The organism is Roseibium polysiphoniae, assembly GCF_014842925.1.
Classification (GTDB): Bacteria; Pseudomonadota; Alphaproteobacteria; order Rhizobiales; family Stappiaceae; genus Roseibium; species Roseibium polysiphoniae.
In genome coordinates, this window is record NZ_JACYXJ010000001.1 from 559459 (window position 1) to 578985 (window position 19527).

Annotated in this window: 17 protein-coding genes; 7 read left to right on the forward strand and 10 right to left on the reverse strand. The window is 59.3% G+C overall.

From position 1 onward, the window contains the following. Positions 1-273 precede the first annotated feature (273 nt). The 4 genes from IG617_RS02580 (at position 274) to IG617_RS02595 (ending at position 6423) form a co-directional block, all read left to right on the forward strand. Complete coding sequence (locus tag IG617_RS02580; RefSeq protein ID WP_192107012.1) at positions 274-2835, forward strand: GcvT family protein; 2562 nt, start codon at positions 274-276, stop codon at positions 2833-2835. A gap of 121 nt (positions 2836-2956) precedes the next feature. After that, positions 2957-3961 carry a betaine--homocysteine S-methyltransferase gene (gene bmt, locus IG617_RS02585; RefSeq protein ID WP_192107014.1) on the forward strand — a complete coding sequence of 335 codons (1005 nt, stop codon included), beginning with the start codon at positions 2957-2959 and terminating at the stop codon, positions 3959-3961. 105 nt (positions 3962-4066) lie between these two features. Further along, entirely contained in the window at positions 4067-4909 is an 843-nt protein-coding gene (locus IG617_RS02590) for a DUF1194 domain-containing protein (protein ID WP_254170407.1), read from the forward strand. A 158-nt stretch (positions 4910-5067) separates the two neighbouring features. Further along, complete coding sequence (locus IG617_RS02595; RefSeq protein WP_276529801.1) at positions 5068-6423, forward strand: ferredoxin reductase family protein; 1356 nt, start codon at positions 5068-5070, stop codon at positions 6421-6423. Between the two features lie 10 nt (positions 6424-6433). Here the strand turns inward: IG617_RS02595 and IG617_RS02600 are convergent, their stop codons facing one another. From IG617_RS02600 to IG617_RS02630, 7 genes are all read right to left on the reverse strand, one after another. After that, positions 6434-8476, reverse strand: coding sequence for an ASKHA domain-containing protein (locus tag IG617_RS02600; protein WP_192107017.1), 2043 nt, complete (start codon positions 8474-8476; stop codon positions 6434-6436). A 6-nt stretch (positions 8477-8482) separates the two neighbouring features. Further along, positions 8483-8836, reverse strand: a complete 354-nt coding sequence (locus IG617_RS02605; protein ID WP_192107019.1) for a hypothetical protein — start codon at positions 8834-8836, stop codon at positions 8483-8485. 11 nt (positions 8837-8847) lie between these two features. Next, on the reverse strand, positions 8848-9810 hold the full coding sequence (locus tag IG617_RS02610; RefSeq protein ID WP_192107021.1) for a methyltetrahydrofolate cobalamin methyltransferase: 963 nt from the start codon (positions 9808-9810) through the stop codon (positions 8848-8850). Beyond that, positions 9807-10688: a methylenetetrahydrofolate reductase gene (locus IG617_RS02615; protein ID WP_192107023.1), complete on the reverse strand. Its 882-nt coding sequence runs from the start codon at positions 10686-10688 to the stop codon at positions 9807-9809. The genes IG617_RS02610 and IG617_RS02615 overlap by 4 nt, the downstream gene beginning before the upstream one ends. Next, positions 10685-10996, reverse strand: a complete 312-nt coding sequence (locus IG617_RS02620; RefSeq protein ID WP_192107025.1) for a virulence factor — start codon at positions 10994-10996, stop codon at positions 10685-10687. Before IG617_RS02620 ends, IG617_RS02615 begins: the two co-directional genes overlap by 4 nt. 118 nt (positions 10997-11114) lie before the next feature. Next, entirely contained in the window at positions 11115-11801 is a 687-nt protein-coding gene (locus IG617_RS02625; RefSeq protein ID WP_192107027.1) for a DUF1638 domain-containing protein, read from the reverse strand. 4 nt (positions 11802-11805) lie between these two features. Then, positions 11806-12507, reverse strand: coding sequence for a corrinoid protein (locus tag IG617_RS02630; protein ID WP_192107029.1), 702 nt, complete (start codon positions 12505-12507; stop codon positions 11806-11808). A gap of 291 nt (positions 12508-12798) precedes the next feature. On the opposite strand from IG617_RS02630, the gene IG617_RS02635 reads away from it, so the two are divergent. Both IG617_RS02635 and IG617_RS02640 read left to right on the forward strand, forming a co-directional pair. Next, positions 12799-14031: an aromatic ring-hydroxylating oxygenase subunit alpha gene (locus IG617_RS02635; RefSeq protein ID WP_420826135.1), complete on the forward strand. Its 1233-nt coding sequence runs from the start codon at positions 12799-12801 to the stop codon at positions 14029-14031. Between the two features lie 4 nt (positions 14032-14035). Further along, positions 14036-15112: an FAD-binding oxidoreductase gene (locus tag IG617_RS02640; protein ID WP_254170408.1), complete on the forward strand. Its 1077-nt coding sequence runs from the start codon at positions 14036-14038 to the stop codon at positions 15110-15112. A gap of 19 nt (positions 15113-15131) precedes the next feature. Here the strand turns inward: IG617_RS02640 and IG617_RS02645 are convergent, their stop codons facing one another. From IG617_RS02645 to IG617_RS02655, 3 genes are all read right to left on the reverse strand, one after another. Further along, on the reverse strand, positions 15132-16802 hold the full coding sequence (locus IG617_RS02645; RefSeq protein WP_192107034.1) for a formate--tetrahydrofolate ligase: 1671 nt from the start codon (positions 16800-16802) through the stop codon (positions 15132-15134). 272 nt (positions 16803-17074) lie between these two features. Beyond that, entirely contained in the window at positions 17075-17269 is a 195-nt protein-coding gene (locus IG617_RS02650; RefSeq protein WP_192107036.1) for a YgaP family membrane protein, read from the reverse strand. Positions 17270-17423: 154 nt separating this feature from the next. Further along, positions 17424-18659, reverse strand: a complete 1236-nt coding sequence (locus IG617_RS02655; RefSeq protein ID WP_192107038.1) for a winged helix-turn-helix domain-containing protein — start codon at positions 18657-18659, stop codon at positions 17424-17426. A gap of 103 nt (positions 18660-18762) precedes the next feature. Between IG617_RS02655 and IG617_RS02660 the strand changes: the two genes are divergently transcribed. Continuing rightward, positions 18763-19512, forward strand: a complete 750-nt coding sequence (locus IG617_RS02660) for a sulfite exporter TauE/SafE family protein (protein ID WP_192107040.1) — start codon at positions 18763-18765, stop codon at positions 19510-19512. The last annotated feature ends 15 nt before the right edge of the window (positions 19513-19527 follow it).

A 19527-nucleotide genomic window follows, 5' to 3' on the forward strand; every position in this document is an offset into this window, starting at 1 on the left:
CACTTGTTCATGGTTATCCTGACGCGGACTGACCAAATGCCGAAGCTTTGTTCCGTCCTTTCCTACTCCAAAAGCGGCATGGTTCAAATGTCCGCGGGGCAGGAAGTGTCTGGAACCCAGGGTCAGGCGTGAAAACGGCAATGGCGGCTTAAGAACAGCGCATGTCGGTCCGGGGCAAATTCAGGTCTCTCCGAGTGCCTAATTTGATCGCTCAACGGAGACCTGTCGCTCGGCAGCAGCTGCTTGCCCGAGAACATGCAAAAGGATTGAAAAATGTCAGCATTTCCTGACAGGGCAAAAGTCGTCATCGTCGGTCTTGGTGGCATCGTCGGCGCGTCCGTCGCACACCATCTGATCGAACGCGGTTGGGATGACATCGTCGGCATCGATAAGTCCGGCATCCCGACTGACATCGGCTCGACGGCCCACGCCTCAGACTTTTGCTACACGACAAGCCATGACTATCTCTCCGTCTGGACAACGCAGTACTCCATCGATTTCTTCGAAAAAATGGGACACTACGCACGCGTTGGCGGTCTCGAAGTGGCGCGCACGGGCGATGACGCCTGGATGGAAGAGATCAAGCGCAAGGTGACGTCCGGCAGGGCATTCGGCACCAACGTCCGTCTCGTTGATCCGGCCGAGATCAAGGCGATGTTCCCCTTGATCGAGGAAGACCAGGTTCAGGGCGGCATGTTCGATCCGGATGCGGGTCTTGTTGTTCCGCGCTCGCAGACCGTTGCGGGCAAGCTGGTGGACGAAGGCGAAAAAACCGGCAAGCTGAAAGCCTTTGCGAACACGCCCGCACAATCCCTCTTGGTCGAGGACGGTCGGATCAAGGGCGTGGTGACCCATCGCGGCACCATTATGGCCGATCACGTCATCGTCTGTGCCGGCCTATGGGGCCGCATGATTGCCGATATGGTCGGAGAGGACCTACCGGTGATGCCGGTCGACCACCCACTGACCTTCTTTGGTCCCTACAACGAGTTTGAAGGCACCGGCAAGGATATCGGTTATCCGTTGCTGCGCGACCAGGGCAACTCGGCCTATATGCGCGACACGGGCGACCCGAAGACGACCGAAGGCGGTCAGATCGAGTGGGGCTACTACGAGCCGACCAATCCACGCATGTGTCATCCTCGCGATCTCCAGTCCAAGGAAGAAGCGCGCTTGTCGCCGTCGCAGCGGGACCTGGAAATGGAACAGGTGATCGAGCCACTAGAGCGCGCCATGGAATTGACGCCTGTCCTTGCCGAGCTGGGATATAATGAAAGCCATTCCTTCAATGGCCTGCTCCAGGTCTCTGCGGCGGGCGGTCCATCTTGCGGCGAGAGCCAGAAGGTGCGCGGGCTTTGGTATTGTGTTGCGATCTGGGTCAAGGACGGACCTGGATACGGCAAGCTGATCGCGGACTGGATCACTGACGGCCGCACCGAAATCGATCACGCGACGATCGACTATTCGCGCTTCTATGGTCACCAGCTGACAGAGAGCTATATCGAGGACCGCTGTTACGAAGCCGCGCAGAAGATCTACTTCCCGGCGATCCACCCGCGTGAGCCCTATGCGAAGAGCCGCAACATCAAGCGCTCGCCTTTCTATGAGCGCGAGAAGGAACTCGGCGGCTATTTCATGGAACTTGGCGGCTGGGAGCGAGCACATGGCTACGCGGCCAACGAACACCTTCTTGAAAAGTATGGCGACAAGGTTCCTGTTCGACAAAATGAATGGGACAGCCGCCATTTCTGGCGTGTTTCAAATGCCGAGCATCTGGCCCTGAGTGAAGACTGCGGCCTCATCAACCTGTCGCATTTCTACATGTTCGACGTCGAAGGCCCGGATCATGTCGAGCTGATGGAATGGCTCTGCGCCGCCAAGATCGGCGGGGACGGCAACATCGGCAAGGGGATCTACACCCACTTCCTTGATGATGAGGGCATGGTCCGTGCCGATCTGACCGTGATCCGGATGGAGGATCGCTGCCGCGTTATTGATGGTGCTGATGCGGGCCCGCGTGACTACCACTATGCAAAGCGTGTCGCGGCCGACAAGGGCTTCGATGTCACGGTAACCGATGTGAACGAGCAGTTCACCACCATCGGCATTTGGGGTCCGAACGCCCGCGAAAAACTGAAAAAGGCGGTTGCCGACCCGGCTCAGCTCGATCCGGAAAACTTCCCCTTCGCCGCGATCCGCCAGATCGAGATTGCCGGCAAGCTAGTGACGGCGCTCCGGCTCTCCTATGTTGGTGAGCAGGGTTGGGAACTTCACATGAAGTATGAAGATGGCCTGGCTGTCTGGGATGCCCTGCGCGCGCTGGGCATCATGGCTGTCGGTGTCGAAACCTATGCCAACTCCAGGCGTATGGAAAAGAGCCTGCGTCTGCAAAACGCCGATCTGCTGACGCAATACAATCTGATGGAAAGCGATCTGGCCCGTCCTAAAGTCAAGGCGGCTGATTTTCGAGGCAAGGCCAAACACGTCGAGTATAAGGCGCGTGAGCATCAGCCGGCCATGCTTTGTACCCTGGTCATGAGCGAAAACACCGACGCCAGCGGTGTTCAGCGCTACCCGGTCGGGGCCATGCCGGTCATGGCGCCAGGAACCGGGAAAGCCCTGGTCGACGAGCTGGGGCGCCTGTCTTACACCACCTCCGTTGCCTACGGGCCGACCATCGGCAAGAACATCGCGCTTGCCTATCTGCCCTATGACTATTGCCAGGTAGGCCGGAAGCTGGAGGTCGAGTATTTCTCGGAGACGTATCCGGTCGAAGTGGTCGCCGTCGGCTACAAGCCGCTCTATGATCCGGAGAACCTGAAGCCGCGCAGCTAGGCCTGAGTGGCGGGGCGAGATCAGGGCTGGTTTGGTCGGTTTGACTAGATCGAGTCACCGGTATTGCTTCCTTGCTCAAGCTCTGGCCGACTGATGCAAAAAGATAAAGAGAGACACTCAAATGTCCAAACTGGAAGAGCATCTGGCAGAGAAGGGCATTCTTCTTGCCGACGGCGCCACCGGCACGACGTTGTTCGACATGGGGCTTCAATCCGGCGATGCGCCCGAGCTCTGGAATGTGGACGAGCCCGACAAGATCCGGGCAATGCACAAGGGTTTTCTGGACGCTGGTGCGGATATCATCCTGACCAACACCTTTGGTGGCAACAAGCACCGGCTCAAGCTCAGCAACGACGCCCACCGGGTGCGTGAGTTGAACGCAGCCGGCGTTGACCGTGCCCGTGAAGCGGCGGCTGAGACTGGACGAGAAGTGTTGATCGGCGGATCGGTCGGACCGACCGGCGAGCTGTTTCAGCCGCTCGGAGCCCTGACGTACGAAGAAGCGGTAGAGGCCTTTTCCGAGCAGATGGAAGCATTGGTCGAGGCGGGGGTTGATGTCTTGTGGGTCGAGACCATGTCGGCGGCGGAAGAAATGAAAGCCGCCAGCGAAGCGGCGAAAGACAAGGGCGTGCCACTTATTCTTACGGCAAGCTTCGACACAGCCGGACGGACCATGATGGGTCTGCCACCCAAGGGCCTGAACGATCTGCGCGCGGAGTTCTCCTGCACGCCTGTCGCCATCGGATCGAATTGCGGCGTTGGCGCTTCCGACCTTCTGGCGGCGATCCTGGAGATTACAGAAGCCGATCCGGAGGCGATCGTGGTTGCCAAGGGAAACTGCGGCATTCCGCAGATCAGCGGCAAGGATCTGATCTATTCGGGAACGCCTGACTTGATGGCAGATTATGCGCGCCTTGCCGTTGATGCGGGCGCGCGGATCATCGGCGGCTGCTGTGGCACCTCCGCGTCGCATCTTGCAGCGATGCGCGGCGCGCTGGACAGCCATGAGAAGACAGATCGTCCCTCTGTGGAAGATGTCATCGAGCGCATTGGCCCGTTGGTGTCACCGCCGAACAAGGCGGCCGAAAGCGGTGAATCTCCGCGCCGGAACCGCCGGCGGGGCTAACTCTTTCTGCGTCCGGCTTTTGGCTGAAACCGCCAATTTGAGCAGGTGGAGTGCGATCTTTAGGCAGGTCTTAAAGGATCGAGCCTAGGGAGCTGTGCCAAATTGATGTACCCTGTTCCCATGGGATACATCCGTGCGTTGAAGCCGGCTGCCGGCGTCATAATCGCTGCTCTTCTTTTTGCGTGCCTCCCGCTGAAGGCGCAGGAGCGCATCGATGTCGCATTGGTTTTGGCCGTCGACGTCTCTCGCTCGATGTCTTACGAAGAACTGCGCATTCAGCGGCAAGGCTATGCATCGGCCATTTCCAGCCCGGAGGTCATCAGGGCCATCGGCCAGGGAGCCTATCGGCGGATCGCCATCACGATGTTCGAATGGGCGGGCAATTTTCATTCCCGCGAAATCCTCGGCTGGACACTTGTTGAAAGCCCGGCTGATGCGGCGGCGATCGCAGCGCAGCTGTTGGAAGGCAACAGCGTAGGCGCGCGGCGAACATCGATTTCCGGCGCCATCCAGCACGGCACCAGCCTTTTCGACAGTTTGCCCTATCTGGCGGATCGGCATGTGATCGACATCTCGGGCGACGGTCCGAACAATCAGGGGCTTCCGGTGACCGAGGCGCGCGACGAGGCGCTGAAGCAGGGCATTACGATCAATGGCCTACCGATGATGACACGCGGTGGGTTGGGGTCGCAGTTCAACATCGATGATCTCGACGAGTATTACCGGCGTTGTGTTATCGGCGGTCCGGGCAGCTTTGTGGTCCCGGTGAACGCCTGGGATCAATTTGCTGAAGCTGTGCGGCGCAAGCTGGTCCTGGAGATCGGGTACGACCTGTCGGTGCCACGCGTCTGGCGCGCCCAGCTCTTGTTTCAAAAGCCCTATGACTGCCTGATCGGCGAAAAGATCAGGCAGCAACGCATGTGGCAATACGACGATTTCGATCGGTGAATGCGTATAGAAGAAAAACAGGCACTTGGTGCAAGTGAAAGTCGCCAGAAATGACAGGTGCAAATTTTCGTTTGTTGAATCTGTTACATAGTTCTTCTAGGACCCTCTGAGAAAAACAGTGTTTTTCGATATACCGCGGACGCGAAAAGCGCGGTGTCATGGGGGATTGTTTGCGTATTTTCGGAGTTATACTCATAGCTGCGGCCACGCTTTGGCCTGTCTATTGGTTTGCGGGGCTTGCTGGCCAGCATGACGCCGGCGCGTCATTCAGTCAGTATCTGGGGTCAGCATCTTTGATCCTAATGGGCATCAACCAGTTTCTTGCGACCCGGATCAAAGGTTTGGAGACGTTTTTCGGCAGCCTGGACCGGATTTATGTGCTGCACAAATGGATCGCCGTGATCGCGATTGCTGCTCTTGGACTGCATGACATCATTGATGCTGAAATGGACGGTATTCGTGGTGAGGCGTTGTCCGGCATAGCCGAAGACATTGGCGAGGTGAGTCTCTACGGCCTGTTGATCCTTGGCTTCGCCTCCGTCATCACCTTCATTCCCTATCATCTGTGGAAATGGACGCATCGATTTATCGGTGTCTTCTTTGCCATGGGCGCTTTCCATTTCTTCTTTATCGAAAAGCCCTTCCAGAACGCCGAGCCGCTCGGTCTTTATGTGTCTGCATTCTGTCTGCTGGGCCTGGCGAGCTACCTCTACATGATCCTGCTGCGGCCGATGCTGCCCGTCGGTCATGCTTACGTGGTCAAGGCGATCAGGCATGTGGGGACGGTGACCGAAATCACGCTGACGCCCAAGGGCAGGGGAATGCGTCACAAGGCCGGCCAGTTTGCATTCCTGCAGCTCGCGCAGTCAGGTCTTAGTGAGGAGCATCCTTTCACCTTGAGCAGTGCTCCTGCCGAAGACGGCTCCTTGCGCTTTTCCATCAAGGATCTGGGAGATTTCACCCGGCGGCTTGGCCAAAACCTGGATGAGGGCGGGGACGCTACTGTGACCGGTCCTTTCGGTCATTTCACCTTGCCATCAGGCCGCGACCCGCAGGTTTGGATCGGCGCAGGTATAGGCGTTACTCCGTTTATTGCCTTTGCCGAAAGCCTGAAGACGCGTGAGAGCGGGCCGGTCACGCTCTACTACTGCGTCCGCGAAGAGTCAGACGCCTTCTTTGCAGAGGAATTCAGGCAGCTTGCAGCCGATGTTCCAGCGTTTGAGCTGGTCCTGCTTTCTTCGGCAAATGGCGAGCGGCTGACACCAGACATCATTGCCGCTAAAGCGGCTGCGGATCTCGGGCGCACGCATGTCTATTTCTGTGGTCCGAAAGCCATGCGATCAGCTTTGAGGACAGAACTTATCTCCAAGGGGTTGCGCGGATCCCGCTTCCATTTCGAGGAGTTCGAGATGCGGTCCGGCATCGGCCTACGCAAACTCGCGAACTGGCTGTTGGACCGTGGTCTTTCGGAGCTTGCACGCCGTAGGGAGCAGCGGACCCAACCTGGCGAATAACAGCGACCAGCTAGCTCTGGCGACGGCGGCGGCGCCTTGGTGTGCCGCTGTCCCCGGGCGGTTCGCGGCGTTCAGGCAATGACATCGCGGCGCGCAGGTGCTCGAACGGGTCGACCTTGTTCGGCAGGGCCATCGCGTTGACGAAATGCTCCTGGAATTTCGGCTCGAGTGCCGTTTCGATCTTTTCGATGTCGCGCACGGTTTTTTCCACCTCGCGGCGGTGGTCTGAGTTGAGCAAAGCCATGCGGGCGCCCGTTCCCGCGGCATTGCCCACACCCGACACGCCGTCCAGTGGGCAGTCGGGGATGAGACCCAGCACCATGGCGTAGCTCGGATCAATATAGCTGCCAAAGGCGCCAGCAAGACGGATGCGGTCGATGCGGTTGGTGCCAAGCTTGTCCTGCAGGAGTTTGACGCCGGCATAGAGCGCGGCCTTGGCAAGTTGGATCGCGCGAATATCCGTCTGCTGGATCGCGATCTCGATGCCATCCGTGGCAATCGAATAGGAGAAGGTTCGCCCGGTGGCGACGATACGCGGCGTGCGTGCGGCCGTCGCGCCATCAATGACGCCGTCTTCGGTGATCAGGCCGCAGAGGAACATTTCGGCCACCGCCTCGATGATACCTGAACCGCAGATGCCGGTGACACCGACCTGATCGATCTTCCCGGCAAAGCCCTCTTCATCCGACCACTCGTCAAGACCGATGACCTTGTAGCGGGGCTCCAACGTGTTCCTGTCGATGCGAATGCGCTCGATGGCGCCGGGAGCTGCCCGTTGACCGGACGAGATTTCCGCGCCTTCGAAGGCCGGGCCTGTCGGTGAGCTGGCCGCCAGAAGACGCTCCCGGTTGCCGAGAACGATCTCGGCATTGGTACCAACATCAACCAGCAGTGTGATCTCGTCGCTCGAACCGGGGGCTTCTGCGAGGGTCGCAGCGGCTGCGTCCGCACCCACGTGGCCTGCAATACAGGGCAGCATGTAGATCTGAGCGCCCGGGTTCATTTCCAGATCCAGATCCCGGCCCTTGAGATGGAGCGCATCAGAAACCGCAAGAGCAAAGGGCGCGCCGCCAAGTTCGACCGGGTCGATGCCGAGGAAAAGGTGGTGCATCACCGGATTGCCAACGAAGGCGGCATCAAGAATATCGGTGCGCTCGGCACCGACGTCCGCAGCAAGTTTTCCGATCAGGGCATTGATCGCCTCGCGCACGGTGCGTGTCAGATCGGGCAGCCGGGCCGGGTTCATCTGCACGTAGGAGACGCGCGACATCAGGTCCTCGCCGAAGCGAATTTGCGGATTGGACGTGCCGGCGGACGACACGGTTCTGCCGGTGGCAAGGTCGCAAAGGTGGGCTGCAATGGTTGTTGAACCAATGTCGACGGCGAGTCCGTAGACAGTGGTCTTTTCACCCGGCCAGAGAGCAACAATGGAAGCCGGCGCGTCACCATCGTGGTGAACCGCTGCCGTCACGCACCACTTTCCCTGGCGCAGAAGCTTTTGAATCTCTGGAAGAAGAAACGGATCTATCGTGATAAAATCGTTCGATAATTGATCGCGTCCGATTTTATCGCGAACCGCCTCGCGCAGCCGATCCGCATCACCGCGAGGCGTCTCCATATCTGGTTCGGCAAGCGTGACGGTGACGAGCGAAATCGAGGATTTCGGCGTGATGGCCTTGGCCTCTGCGCGCTTGCGCACAACCTGCCGATTGGTCTGTGCGTCGGTCGGTACATCGACCACGAGATCGCCGAGGATTTTCGCCTGACAGGAGAGCCTTCTGTCAGCGCGCATATTGCGCAGTGAGCGGTAGCGGGCCTCCGCCTCGCTTTCGTCTCCAAGGTGTTCGGCCGAACTTGTCAGAGCCTCCTTGGCGAATGCGCCTTCGGAAACCTGGACCTGGCACCGGCCGCAAATGCCGCGCCCGCCGCAAACAGATTCCACATAGACCCCGAGCGAGCGAGCCGCGTCCAGCAGAGGCGTGCCGATTGGGAATGTGCCCCGCCGTCCGCTGGGCTGGAATACGACTTTCGCGGTTTGCGGGGCCTCGCTCACGGTCGATCAGCCCTTGTTGGAGGCCAGACGGTCGGAGTTCGAACGTACCCGCTTGGCATAGGGGCCAATGAACGCCCCGGCGGCTTTTTCGCCGGTAATCGCTGCTGATACGGGCGTGCGTCCGCAGGCAATGGCCGTCATCGCGGCGACCGTTCCCTCGATCATGACCTTGTTGAAGGCCTGCGTGCCTTCCGCGGTTGCAGCGGCTTTTTCGGAGAACATCTTGTTGATCTCCGTATCGTCCTGAGACTGTCCGGTCAGATATGCTGTCGCCATCGCTTGTGATCTCGCGGCGATGACCAGTGGCGCGTGAAACCAGAGGCTCGCGAAGTCGCGTGCCAGGGTGTTCTTTCGGCCCATTCAATATTCCTTTAGCTTGCGCTCTGGCGCCGGCGGCCTTCTCGGCCACCTCTGCGTCGCCCACCATCCCCTTTCGTCATGTCCGGGGAAGCTGTTGCGTTCGACCCTGATGCGGGTACGTGATCTCTATAGGCCATTATCCAGTCTTGGCAATTGGCATCGTGTCCGGCCAAAACATTTGCGGCCCGTACCATTTCCATCTCCTGTGGTCGGCAGGGGTTCATGATGGCACTGGTCATGCCTGATGCTATCACCATTGGAATGAACGCCGAGTTTATGCCGTGGCGATGGGGCAGGCCGAAGGAAACATTGGAAAGACCACAGGTCGAATTCACCTTCAGCTCTTCCTTCAACCGTCTGAGCAGCTTGAACACCTGGTCCCCGGCCGTGCCCATTGCGCCGATCGGCATGACCAGCGGGTCAACCACGATGTCATGCGCCGGAATGCCAAAGTCGGCTGCGCGCTCAACGATCTTCTTGGCGACCGCGAAGCGGACATCGGGATCTTCCGAGATGCCGGTTTCATCATTGGAGATGGCGACCACAGGCACATCGTATTTCTTGATCAATGGCAGGATTGCTTCGAGTTTCTCTTCCTCTCCCGTCACCGAATTGACCAGCGGGCGGCCCTTGGCGACCTTCAGGCCGGCCTCAATGGCCGCCGTCACAGAGGAATCGATGGAAAGCGGGACATCGACAAGCCCTTGAACCAGCTCGAGTGTTTGAACAAGCAGAGGAGGTTCGGTCTCGTTCGGATTGACGGCTGTGACGCCGGCATTGACGTCGAGCATCGTGGCACCGGCAGCGACTTGCGCCAGTGCATCTGCGGTGACTGTGTCGAAATTGCCGGCGATCATTTCCGCCGCAAGCTTCTTTCTGCCCGTGGGGTTGATCCGTTCGCCGATCACGCAAAACGGCTGATCGAAGCCGATCGTGATTTCTTTCGTGGCCGAGGCAACAACGGTGCGGGTCATTGGGCGATCTCCTGGGGTGTCACACTGCCTGCGTCCCGAAAGGACCAGCTGCCGCGCGTATTGAGCCACTCGGATGTCTTGGCAATGCCGCCGAACGGGTAGACATGGATCTGAGCCAGCGGTGTTTCCGGTTCGCGCTGGAGACGCGCCTCGAGCGGCGCGACCATTGTCTCCGGGTCATATCCGGTCAGCATGGAGACCACGGAGCCGCCGCGTTTCTTCAGGAAATTGAGGGAGTTTTCGACCCCGGCGAAAGCGGCGTATTTCAGCAGGGTGGTCATTTTGGCAGGCCCTGCAACGCCGACATGGACCGGAAACCGGTTGCCCCATTGTGTCAGCGTGTCGAGCCAGAGGTTCAGCCGCACCGGGTCGAAGCCGAACTGGGTGACGATGTGAAAATCGGCGTCGCTTTCCGTTGCCAGCTCATGCTTGCGTTCAAGGAAATTCCGGATGATCTCAGGGGGGATATCTGGTGCTCCCTCCGGATGACCCGCCACGCCAACGCTTTGGATGCCAAGCTTGTCGAACAGTCCGGTCTCAAGCAGCGCAACGGATGAGGTGAGGGGCCCGCTGAACTCCGCTTCGCCGGCAATCGCCAGGACGTGGCGGACGCCTGCCTCTTGTGTGAGACGCGTGATCCGCCGCTCGAAAGCCGCAAGGTTGGGGTAGCGCCGCGCGGCCATATGCGGCACCGGCAGATGGCCATTCTCTGTCAGCCGTGCGCTGGCTGCGACGATCTGATCCTCCGGCGCGTTGCCGAGATCCGTCACATAAACGCGCGTTCCGGCAGGAATGAGCTCAAGAAGCTCCGGTTTTTCCAAGACTTGCCGAGGCGACATCTCGGTGGAAGCGGGCAGGGGCGTTGCAATCTGCATCATGCTCTGTCTCCAGCTGCCCAACCGGCGTTGGCGATAAGGGTTTTGATCAAGGGCTTTTGATAGGTGTCGACAATCTCTGCGAGCGCGCTGTCTGCCTCCGGCTCCAGATCATCGGAGACCTCGACCGGGTCGGATCGGCGCCATTCGGCGAGATAGGCTTCGCTGTCCTTCGCGCCGACTTTCATCGCGCAGGCGTCAATCGCCTCCATGAAGACCGGCGGCAATTCACGGCGCGAAGCCTTGCGGCCTTTCTTGATCAGGACCTGGGCCGGAATATCCCGCCAGTAGACGATGATTTTATGTGCCATCAGTGCTCCCTCGCTCCTCCCCCGAGCGCGTCTGGACCAACAGTGTCGGGCCGGTCGCGTGTCCAGACGAGGGATTGCGTCATGGCGGAATGGAAAAACGACGCAGGGAAACTTTGTCTCATGAGCGCTGGCTGCCCGGGTCAGAGGCGTTGCCCGGAGCGTTCAGGAAATCGCCCAGCAAGCCGTATCCGGTGCGGGTCATCTCGAAGGGCAGGCCCAGCCTCTTTGCGGCAAACCGGGCGGCGTTTTCAAGCGAGGGGTCATCGGTCTGCGCCATGTAGAGCACGCGCGAATAATTGCCGAAATAAAGGTCACGCAGTTCGGGGTTCCAGTCGAGTCCAAGCGGTTCGACCACCATCGTCTGAAAGTGCCGTGCCAGAAAATCGGTCAAATAGAATGTGCCGAGCTGATCCTGTTCAAGCCGGTCAAACGCCTCAAGGCCGGCGAAAAACGCGTAGCAATGCGCGCCGTCGATCCGCCGGGCGCCAGTGTCTTCGAGAACCCGGTCCAAAAGACCGCCGGTGCCGCAATCGGCATAGGCAACCAGAATCTCGCTGTAGCGGTCTCGGTTTTCCTCGATTGTGGCTTTGACAGCTTCGGGGATCTTGTCGGGGGTGTTGTGAAGCTGGGCAGGAAGGCATGTCAGTTCGACATGATCGAGTTGATTGGCCGCGCAAATCGCCAGGATCTCGCGGGCAAGGGCGCCGCAGGCGATGACGAGAACCGATTTCGCACGTGCAGGCGCGCGATCTTCACCGTGAGGGAGAGGGGTGTCGAATGCGGACACTGCCTCTTCCCGCAACATGGTCTCAGACCTTGCCGGCCAGCTGATTGTGCTTGCGCGCAATCAGGTCCTTGGCGCTTTCTACGGCCACCGCCGCATCGCGGCAGTATCCATCGGCGCCGACAGCCATGCCGAATTCCTCGTTGAGCGGCGCGCCGCCGACCAGGACGATATAGTCGTCCCGAATGCCCTTCTCGATCATCGTGTCGATCACGACCTTCATGTAGGGCATCGTCGTGGTCAGGAGGGCCGACATGCCGAGGATGTCGGGCTTGTGCTCTTCCAATGCGGCCAGATAGTTTTCGACCGGATTGTTTATGCCAATGTCGATCACCTCAAAACCGGCGCCTTCCATCATCATGGAAACCAGGTTCTTGCCGATGTCGTGAATGTCGCCCTTGACCGTGCCGATGACCATCTTGCCGACCTTCGGCGCGCCGGTCTCGGCCAGAAGAGGCCGCAGAATGCTCATGCCCGCCTTCATGGAATTGGCGGACAAAAGAACTTCTGGAACGAACAGGATGCCATCGCGGAAGTCGACGCCGACAATCCTCATGCCTTCGACAAGGGCTTTGGTCAGGACGTCATAGGGTGTCCAGCCACGTCCCAGAAGGATGTTGACCCCTTCCTGGATTTCATCCGCCAGGCCGTCATAGAGGTCGTCATGCATCTGCTCGACGAGTTCGTCGTCGGTGAGGCTGGCGAGATCGATATCATCGTCCGACATGGTGGCTCCGTCCCTGGCTGGTATGCGCCTGTCATCGACAATGAATCCGGGTCGGCGGTCGGGGTATCTTTAAAACGACGTGCGAAGTCGCACCTGCGACAGATTTGGCCCCACTCATCCACAAGTGAATCCGCCGATAATCAGCCCAGAGGACAGGCGTGTCCGAAACCGGCATTTCGGTGTCGGTTTCGTTGCAATGCGGTGTGTTCTTGTGGTGCTAAGCACAATGGAGACATACGGTTTCTTGTCATCGCATATTCTCGCCTACAGGCTTCTGGAGTCACGCCCATGTTGACGGCTCAACAAACGCTCGAACTGCTGCATCGCCACCGCCAAGGTCATGCCCTCGAGCAGGCATTTTACAGTGATCCGGACATCTACCAGATGGACCTGGAAACCTTCTTCTACAAAGAGTGGCTGTTTGCCATCGCCACCTGCGAGCTTCCCAAGGCGGGCAGCTACGTCACGCACCGTGTCGGTGATTATGGCATCATCCTCGTTCGCGGAACCGATGGCGAGATCCGTGCCTTCCACAACACCTGCCGTCACCGCGGTTCGATCCTGTGCAAGGCGGCAAAGGGCAATGCGCCCAAGCTGGTCTGCCCCTATCACCAGTGGACCTACGAACTCGACGGAAGCCTTCTGTGGGCGCGTGACATGGGGGCAGACTTCGACGCTTCCAAACATGGCCTGAAATCAGTCGCCTGCCGCGAGCTTGAGGGGCTGGTCTATATCTGCCTCGCGGACACGCCGCCCGACTTCGAGCGCTTTGCAGAAACTGCGCGGCCTTATCTCACGCCCCATGGGCTCGAGAATGCGAAAGTCGCTTTCGAAAGCACGATTACCGAGAACGGAAACTGGAAGCTGGTGTGGGAAAACAACCGTGAATGCTACCATTGCGGCGGCAATCACCCTGCGCTCTGCCGGACGTTCCCGGATGATCCTTCCGTGTCGGGCATCGGCGAGGGCGGCGAGACCCCGCCGCACCTGCAGTCGCATTTCGACCGCTGCGAAGCCAAGGGATTGCCCTCGCAGTTCCATCTGGCCGAAGACGGTCAGTTCCGTCTGGCGCGCATGCCGCTCAAGGAGGGTGCACTCAGCTACACCATGGACGGAAAATTTGCGGTCACGCCGTGGCTCGGTCGCGTCATGCTGCCCGACGCCGGCACCTTGCTGAAATTCCACTACCCCTCAACCTGGAATCATTTCCTTGCCGATCACTCGATCGTCTTCCGTGTCACGCCTGTGTCGCCCATGGAAACCCAGGTGACGACCAAGTGGCTTGTGCACAAGGACGCGGTCGAGGGGCGCGATTACGACCTTCAGCACCTGACCGAAGTCTGGATGTCGACCAATGACGAGGATCGTCAGGTGGTTGAGGACAACCAGAACGGCATCAACTCACCGGCTTATGAGCCTGGTCCCTATTCACCGTCGCAGGAGTCTGGCGTGCTGCAATTTGTAGACTGGTACCTGGACACCTTGCGCCGCAGCGTCGCGCCGCAAGCGATTGCAGCGGAGTAAGACCTTGAGCGACGTATCTCCAATCCAGGGCACCGGTGTCTGGCAAGACAGCGAGTTGCTGGAATGCGTTTCCGTGATTCCGGAAGTGCCCAACACGATGACCTTTTCGTTCCGCGCGCCCTCCGGTGCGTTGTTCGACTATCTGACCGGTCAGTTTTTGACACTGGAGATCCCTGTTCCAGGCGGCCCGCTTCACCGGACCTACACGATCTCCTCTTCACCATCGCGTCCGCGCTCGTTGTCTGTCACCGTGAAGGCCCAGGAAAACTCCATTGGCACACGGTGGATGCTGGACAACCTGGTGCCTGGCATGAAGATCAAGGCGATTGGCCCGGCGGGCCATTTCTCCATGGTCCATCATCCTTCAGACAAATATCTGTTTATCTCTGCGGGATCTGGCATCACGCCGATGATGTCCATGACCACCTGGATGTTCGACCTGGGGTCAGAGCCGGATATCGTCTTCATCAATTGCGCGCGCCGCCCGTCGGAAATCATCTTCCGGGAACGGCTTGAGCATATGGCCAGCCGGTCACAGGGCATCAATCTGAAGTTCGTTGTTGATGGCCCGGACCTCTATCGTCCCTGGACAGGCTACCAGGGCCAGTTCAATCAGCTGATGCTCGGGCTTATGGCGCCCGACTATCTGGAACGTGAGGTCTATTGCTGTGGCCCCGAGCCCTTCATGCAGGCGGTCCGCGAAGCGCTCCAGGGCCTCGGCTTTGATATGGACCGTTACCATCAGGAAAGCTTCCATGCGCCGGCGCAGGCCGTTGAAGAACTACCGGCCGTTGATGACGTTGTGCCTGATGAGGATGCGGGTGCCGAAATCCGCTTTGCCCTGTCCGGTGTCACGGCCAAATGCATGGAGACGGATACGGTTCTGGCAACTGCACGCGCCTCCGGCCTCAACATTCCCTCAGGCTGCACCTTTGGCGTTTGCGGCACCTGCAAGGTCAAGAAGCGCAAGGGCGAGGTGCATATGGTGCACAACGGCGGCATCTCGGAAGACGAGATCGCTGACGGCTATATTCTCGCCTGCTGCTCGCATCCCATCGGCAAGGTGGATGTGGACGTGTGAACGCCGCCCGGTCGTAGGGCTAAAATAGCCCCTCGATCTGACCGTTGTCGTCCAGCCCGATGTGGTTCGCTGAAGGAACGCTCGGCAGACCGGGCATGGTCATGATCTCTCCGCAGATTGCCACTACGAAACCGGCGCCCGCCGAAAGCCTGACCTCGCGCACCGGCACGCTGTGACCGGTTGGTGCGCCGCGCAGGGCTGGGTCCGTCGAGAAAGAATACTGGGTCTTGGCCATGCAGACTGGGAGATGTCCAAAGCCATCGGCCTCCCAGCGGCGCAGTTGATCCCGCACCGATTTGTCAGCGAGAACCTCATCTGCCCTGTAGATCCGCTTCGCGATCTGCTCGATTTTCTCAAACAGCGGCAGCTCGTCATTGTAAAGCGGAGCAAATTGGGCGGTATCGCTTTCGGCAAGCTCGACCACCTTGTGCGCGAGAGTTTCAGTGCCCGCGCCTCCATCTGCCCAATGCGTCGCCAGGACGGCGTCTGTGCCGTGGTTGGCGCAATAGGCCTTGATGGCGGCGACTTCCGCATCCGTATCGGCGGTGAAGTGATTGATCGCGACCACCGCAGGCACGCCGAACTGTTTGACGTTCTCGATGTGCCGGCCCAGATTGGCGCAGCCCTTTGTCACAGCGTCGACATTCTCTGATCCCAGGTCCTCTTTCGCGACACCGCCGTTCATCTTGAGCGCACGGACGGTTGCGACAATCACCACCGCCTTGGGGGAAAGCCCCGCCTTGCGGCACTTGATGTCGAAGAATTTCTCGGCGCCCAGATCGGCACCGAATCCCGCTTCCGTCACCACGTAGTCGGCAAGTTTGAGCGCGGACCTTGTCGCCATAACCGAGTTGCAGCCATGGGCGATGTTGGCAAACGGGCCGCCATGGACGAAGGCCGGGTTGTTTTCCAGGGTCTGGACCAGGTTTGGCTGGATTGCCTCCTTGAGAAGGACAGTCATCGCACCGTCTGCCTCAAGTTCGCGCGCCGTGATCGCACTCTTGTCGCGCCTGTAGGCGACGATGATGTTGCCGAGGCGGTCCTGCAGGTCTTCCAGACTGGTTGAGAGGCAGAGGATTGCCATGATCTCGGAAGCGACCGTGATGTCGAAACCGGCTTCTCGGGGAAATCCGTTTGAGACACCTCCTAGGGAGCTGACGATCGTCCGCAGGGCGCGGTCGTTCATATCCATGACCCTGCGCCAGGTGACACGGCGGGTGTCGATCTCCAGCGCATTGCCCCAGTAGATGTGATTGTCGATCAGCGCCGACAGGAGATTATGCGCAGAGGTGATGGCGTGAAAGTCACCGGTGAAATGGAGGTTGATGTCCTCCATGGGCACGACCTGCGCCTTGCCGCCGCCAGCGGCTCCACCCTTCATGCCGAAACAGGGACCGAGAGAAGGTTCGCGCAGGCATACGGCTGTCTTCTTGCCGATCCGGTTCAAACCATCGCCGAGCCCGACAGTGGTCGTGGTCTTGCCTTCACCGGCGGGTGTGGGGCTGATCGCCGTGACGAGAACAAGCTTTCCATCTGGTCGGTCTGCGAGAGACCTCAGGAAATCGCTCCCGATCTTGGCCTTCGTTCGGCCGAAGGGGATGAGGGCGTCTTCTGGAATTCCAAGTTGTTCGCCGATATCGGCAATGGGCTGCATCTTCGCCGCGCGCGCAATCTCGATATCACTGCTCATGCCTGGGCTTCCTCTCGTGCGATCGTGATGACTTATATTTACTGCCGCCTTGCCGTTGGCGAGAGCTTATTTGATGTCGTTCAAGACGCTAGAGGTATGCGCGCTGCAACAAAGATCACAGATACGACAGTCCAAGGAGTGAAAGCGACACTATGAGGGGTGCGCAGGAAACCCAAAGACGGCCGAGGCGCGAACGCACCGGCTGGCTTCGGGGCTGCAAGCTCACACTCGTTCCCTTGGCGCACGAAGCGAGAGCAGATGGAGCAGGTGGCTCAGCTGAGTTCTGCCTTGCTGTTGCGTGTCAGAAAACGAACGAGAGGGCACATGTTGGTGGCTGAAGCGAACATCATGTGGGCGCCGGCGAAGCCTGTCAGCCATAACCAGTTCTGATTCTGGTAGACGGCGAGAAGGACGGAGGCCAGGACGATTGCACCAGCGACGAAGATCAGTTTGCGTTCCATGGACATTTTACAGTCTCCAGCAGGGCCAACTCGGCCAAGATATATATTCGATAAAGTGAACATATACGCTTTGCGCTTGTCTTGCCAGAAGATATCCTTGCGGCAAAGCGTCCTGCGGAGGTTCACGTAGAGTGCAGGTGTCCGTAGAGGATGAGAAAGCTCAGCTGAGCGGCGTACGGAGCCAGCCGTCGGTATAGTCGACCCTGGAGACCCCGGCGAACCTCGCCATTCTCGCCAGTTCGCCGTCAAGTTTGGCGAGACGGCCCTTCGACGATCTGATGCCCTGTTCCGGCCAAAAGGCCGTGACTTGAAGCCTGTCTTCGGCTCGAAACGCCTTTATGTCGATACGTCCGACCAGCCGCTCGCCCTCCAGAACCGGGAAGACGTAATAGCCGTACTTGCGCTTGGGTTCAGGCACGAAGACTTCAATCCGGTAGTGAAAACCGAACAGACGTTCTGCGCGCTTCCGATCCCGCAGCATCGGATCAAAGGGGGAAAGGATGCGCAGGCGCGACGTCGCTGCGTCCAAAGCGTCTGCCTCGGCCAGAACTTCCGGGAAGGCAAAACTGCGCCGCGGCGCGTGGCCTTCGCCGCAGCCGACCTGAACCTCGATGATCCGGCCTGCGGCGAGTTCTTGCGCACACCAACTCTTTGCCTCAAGCGGCGTCACGATATCAAAGAATGCGGCGATCTCTCCGGAGGTGGCAAAGCCCAGCCGCGTGAGAGCTTCCTGGCAGGCCCAGCTGACCGTTTCCTGAGGGGCGGGCAGGGCAGCCAGTTGCGGTTGCGGGATGACCCGGTCACTCAGATCATAGACCTTTTGAAAACCGTCGCGGCGGCAGACGGCAAGCTGGCCCGAGCGCCAGAGGTATTCAAGCGCCGTCTTGGAAGGGTGCCAGTCCCACCAGCCGCGGCTCTTGCGCTCTTCGTCCTCACCCACATCTCCGGATGTCACCGGCCCATGCGCTTCAATCCGCTTCAGCACCGCATCGAATTTTTCCTCGAAGCCATCACGCCGCCAGTTGCGCCACCTGCTCTTCAGCTTCTCAGCATCCCGCGCGAACTTCAGTTTCCAGTGGGGATAAAAACGGATCGGAATCACGGAAGCATCGTGCGTCCAGTGCTCGAACAGGTGTCCGTCCTTTTCGTAGAGTGCCTTCAGAAACTTCTCGCGATAAGCCGGTCGCCTGGCTGCTAGGATCATGTGGTGCGCCCGCGCGACGGTGTTGATGCTGTCAAGCTGAACAAAGCCGAGGTCTTCGATGACCTCGAGCAAATCAGCGCCTTTGCCGGGCCCCTTGGGTGTCTGCAAGAGGCCATGCCGCGACATGAACAGGCGGCGGGCGGTGGAATTGGGAAGATGCGGCAGGGCGGCCGTGTCGAGAGGCTTGGTCATCTGACAATTGGTAGCAGTATCTAGCGCGCGAGGTGAACCCGAAATGCGAGGTGGCGATTGCCGAGTGGTTTCCTTCTCGGGCCGCATTCATTAGCCTTCCCGGATGACCGATCCGATTCTTGTTCCCCTGATCATTGGTGTCTTCATTCTGGCCGGCCTTGTGAAAGGTGTCATCGGACTTGGACTGCCAACGGTTGCGCTCAGCCTGATGACAGTTGTCACCGACCTTCCGACGGCCATGGCGTTGATGCTGGTGCCGACCTTTGCCACCAATGTCCTGCAGGCCCTGACCGGCGGGCACGCCCTGGAGGTGCTGAAACGAATTTGGCTTTTTCTGCTCCTGGCGACCGGCATGGTTTGGCTCGGAGGTCTGGTGCTGGAAGGGGCTGACCTCTCCCTGATGTCCTCCCTGTTGGGCGTTGTGCTTGTCGCCTACGCCCTTCTTGGTTTTTCCGGTTATCAGATGAAGACGCCCGCAAGGCGGGAGCAGTCCTTCGGTGTTGTCTTCGGGGCGGTGAATGGCGTGCTGACCGGAATGGTCGGGTCCTATGCCGTGCCTGGGGTCATGTACCTGCAAAGCCTGGGATTTGACCGCAATCAGTTCGTGCAGGCAATGGGCATGCTGTTTCTCGGCTCAACGATTGCACTGGCGCTGACGCTTTCGGGAAACAACCTGATGACATCGGATATGGGGCTGACATCGCTTTGGGCGACAGCTCCCGCATTCCTGGGCTTCTTCGCGGGGCAGGCGATCCGGAAGAGGCTATCGGAAAGCCTCTTCCGGAAATTGTTTTATGCCGGTCTCCTGATCCTTGGTCTCTTCATCGTCGTGAGACCGTTTTTCTCAGGCTGACCCGGTTTCGCTTCA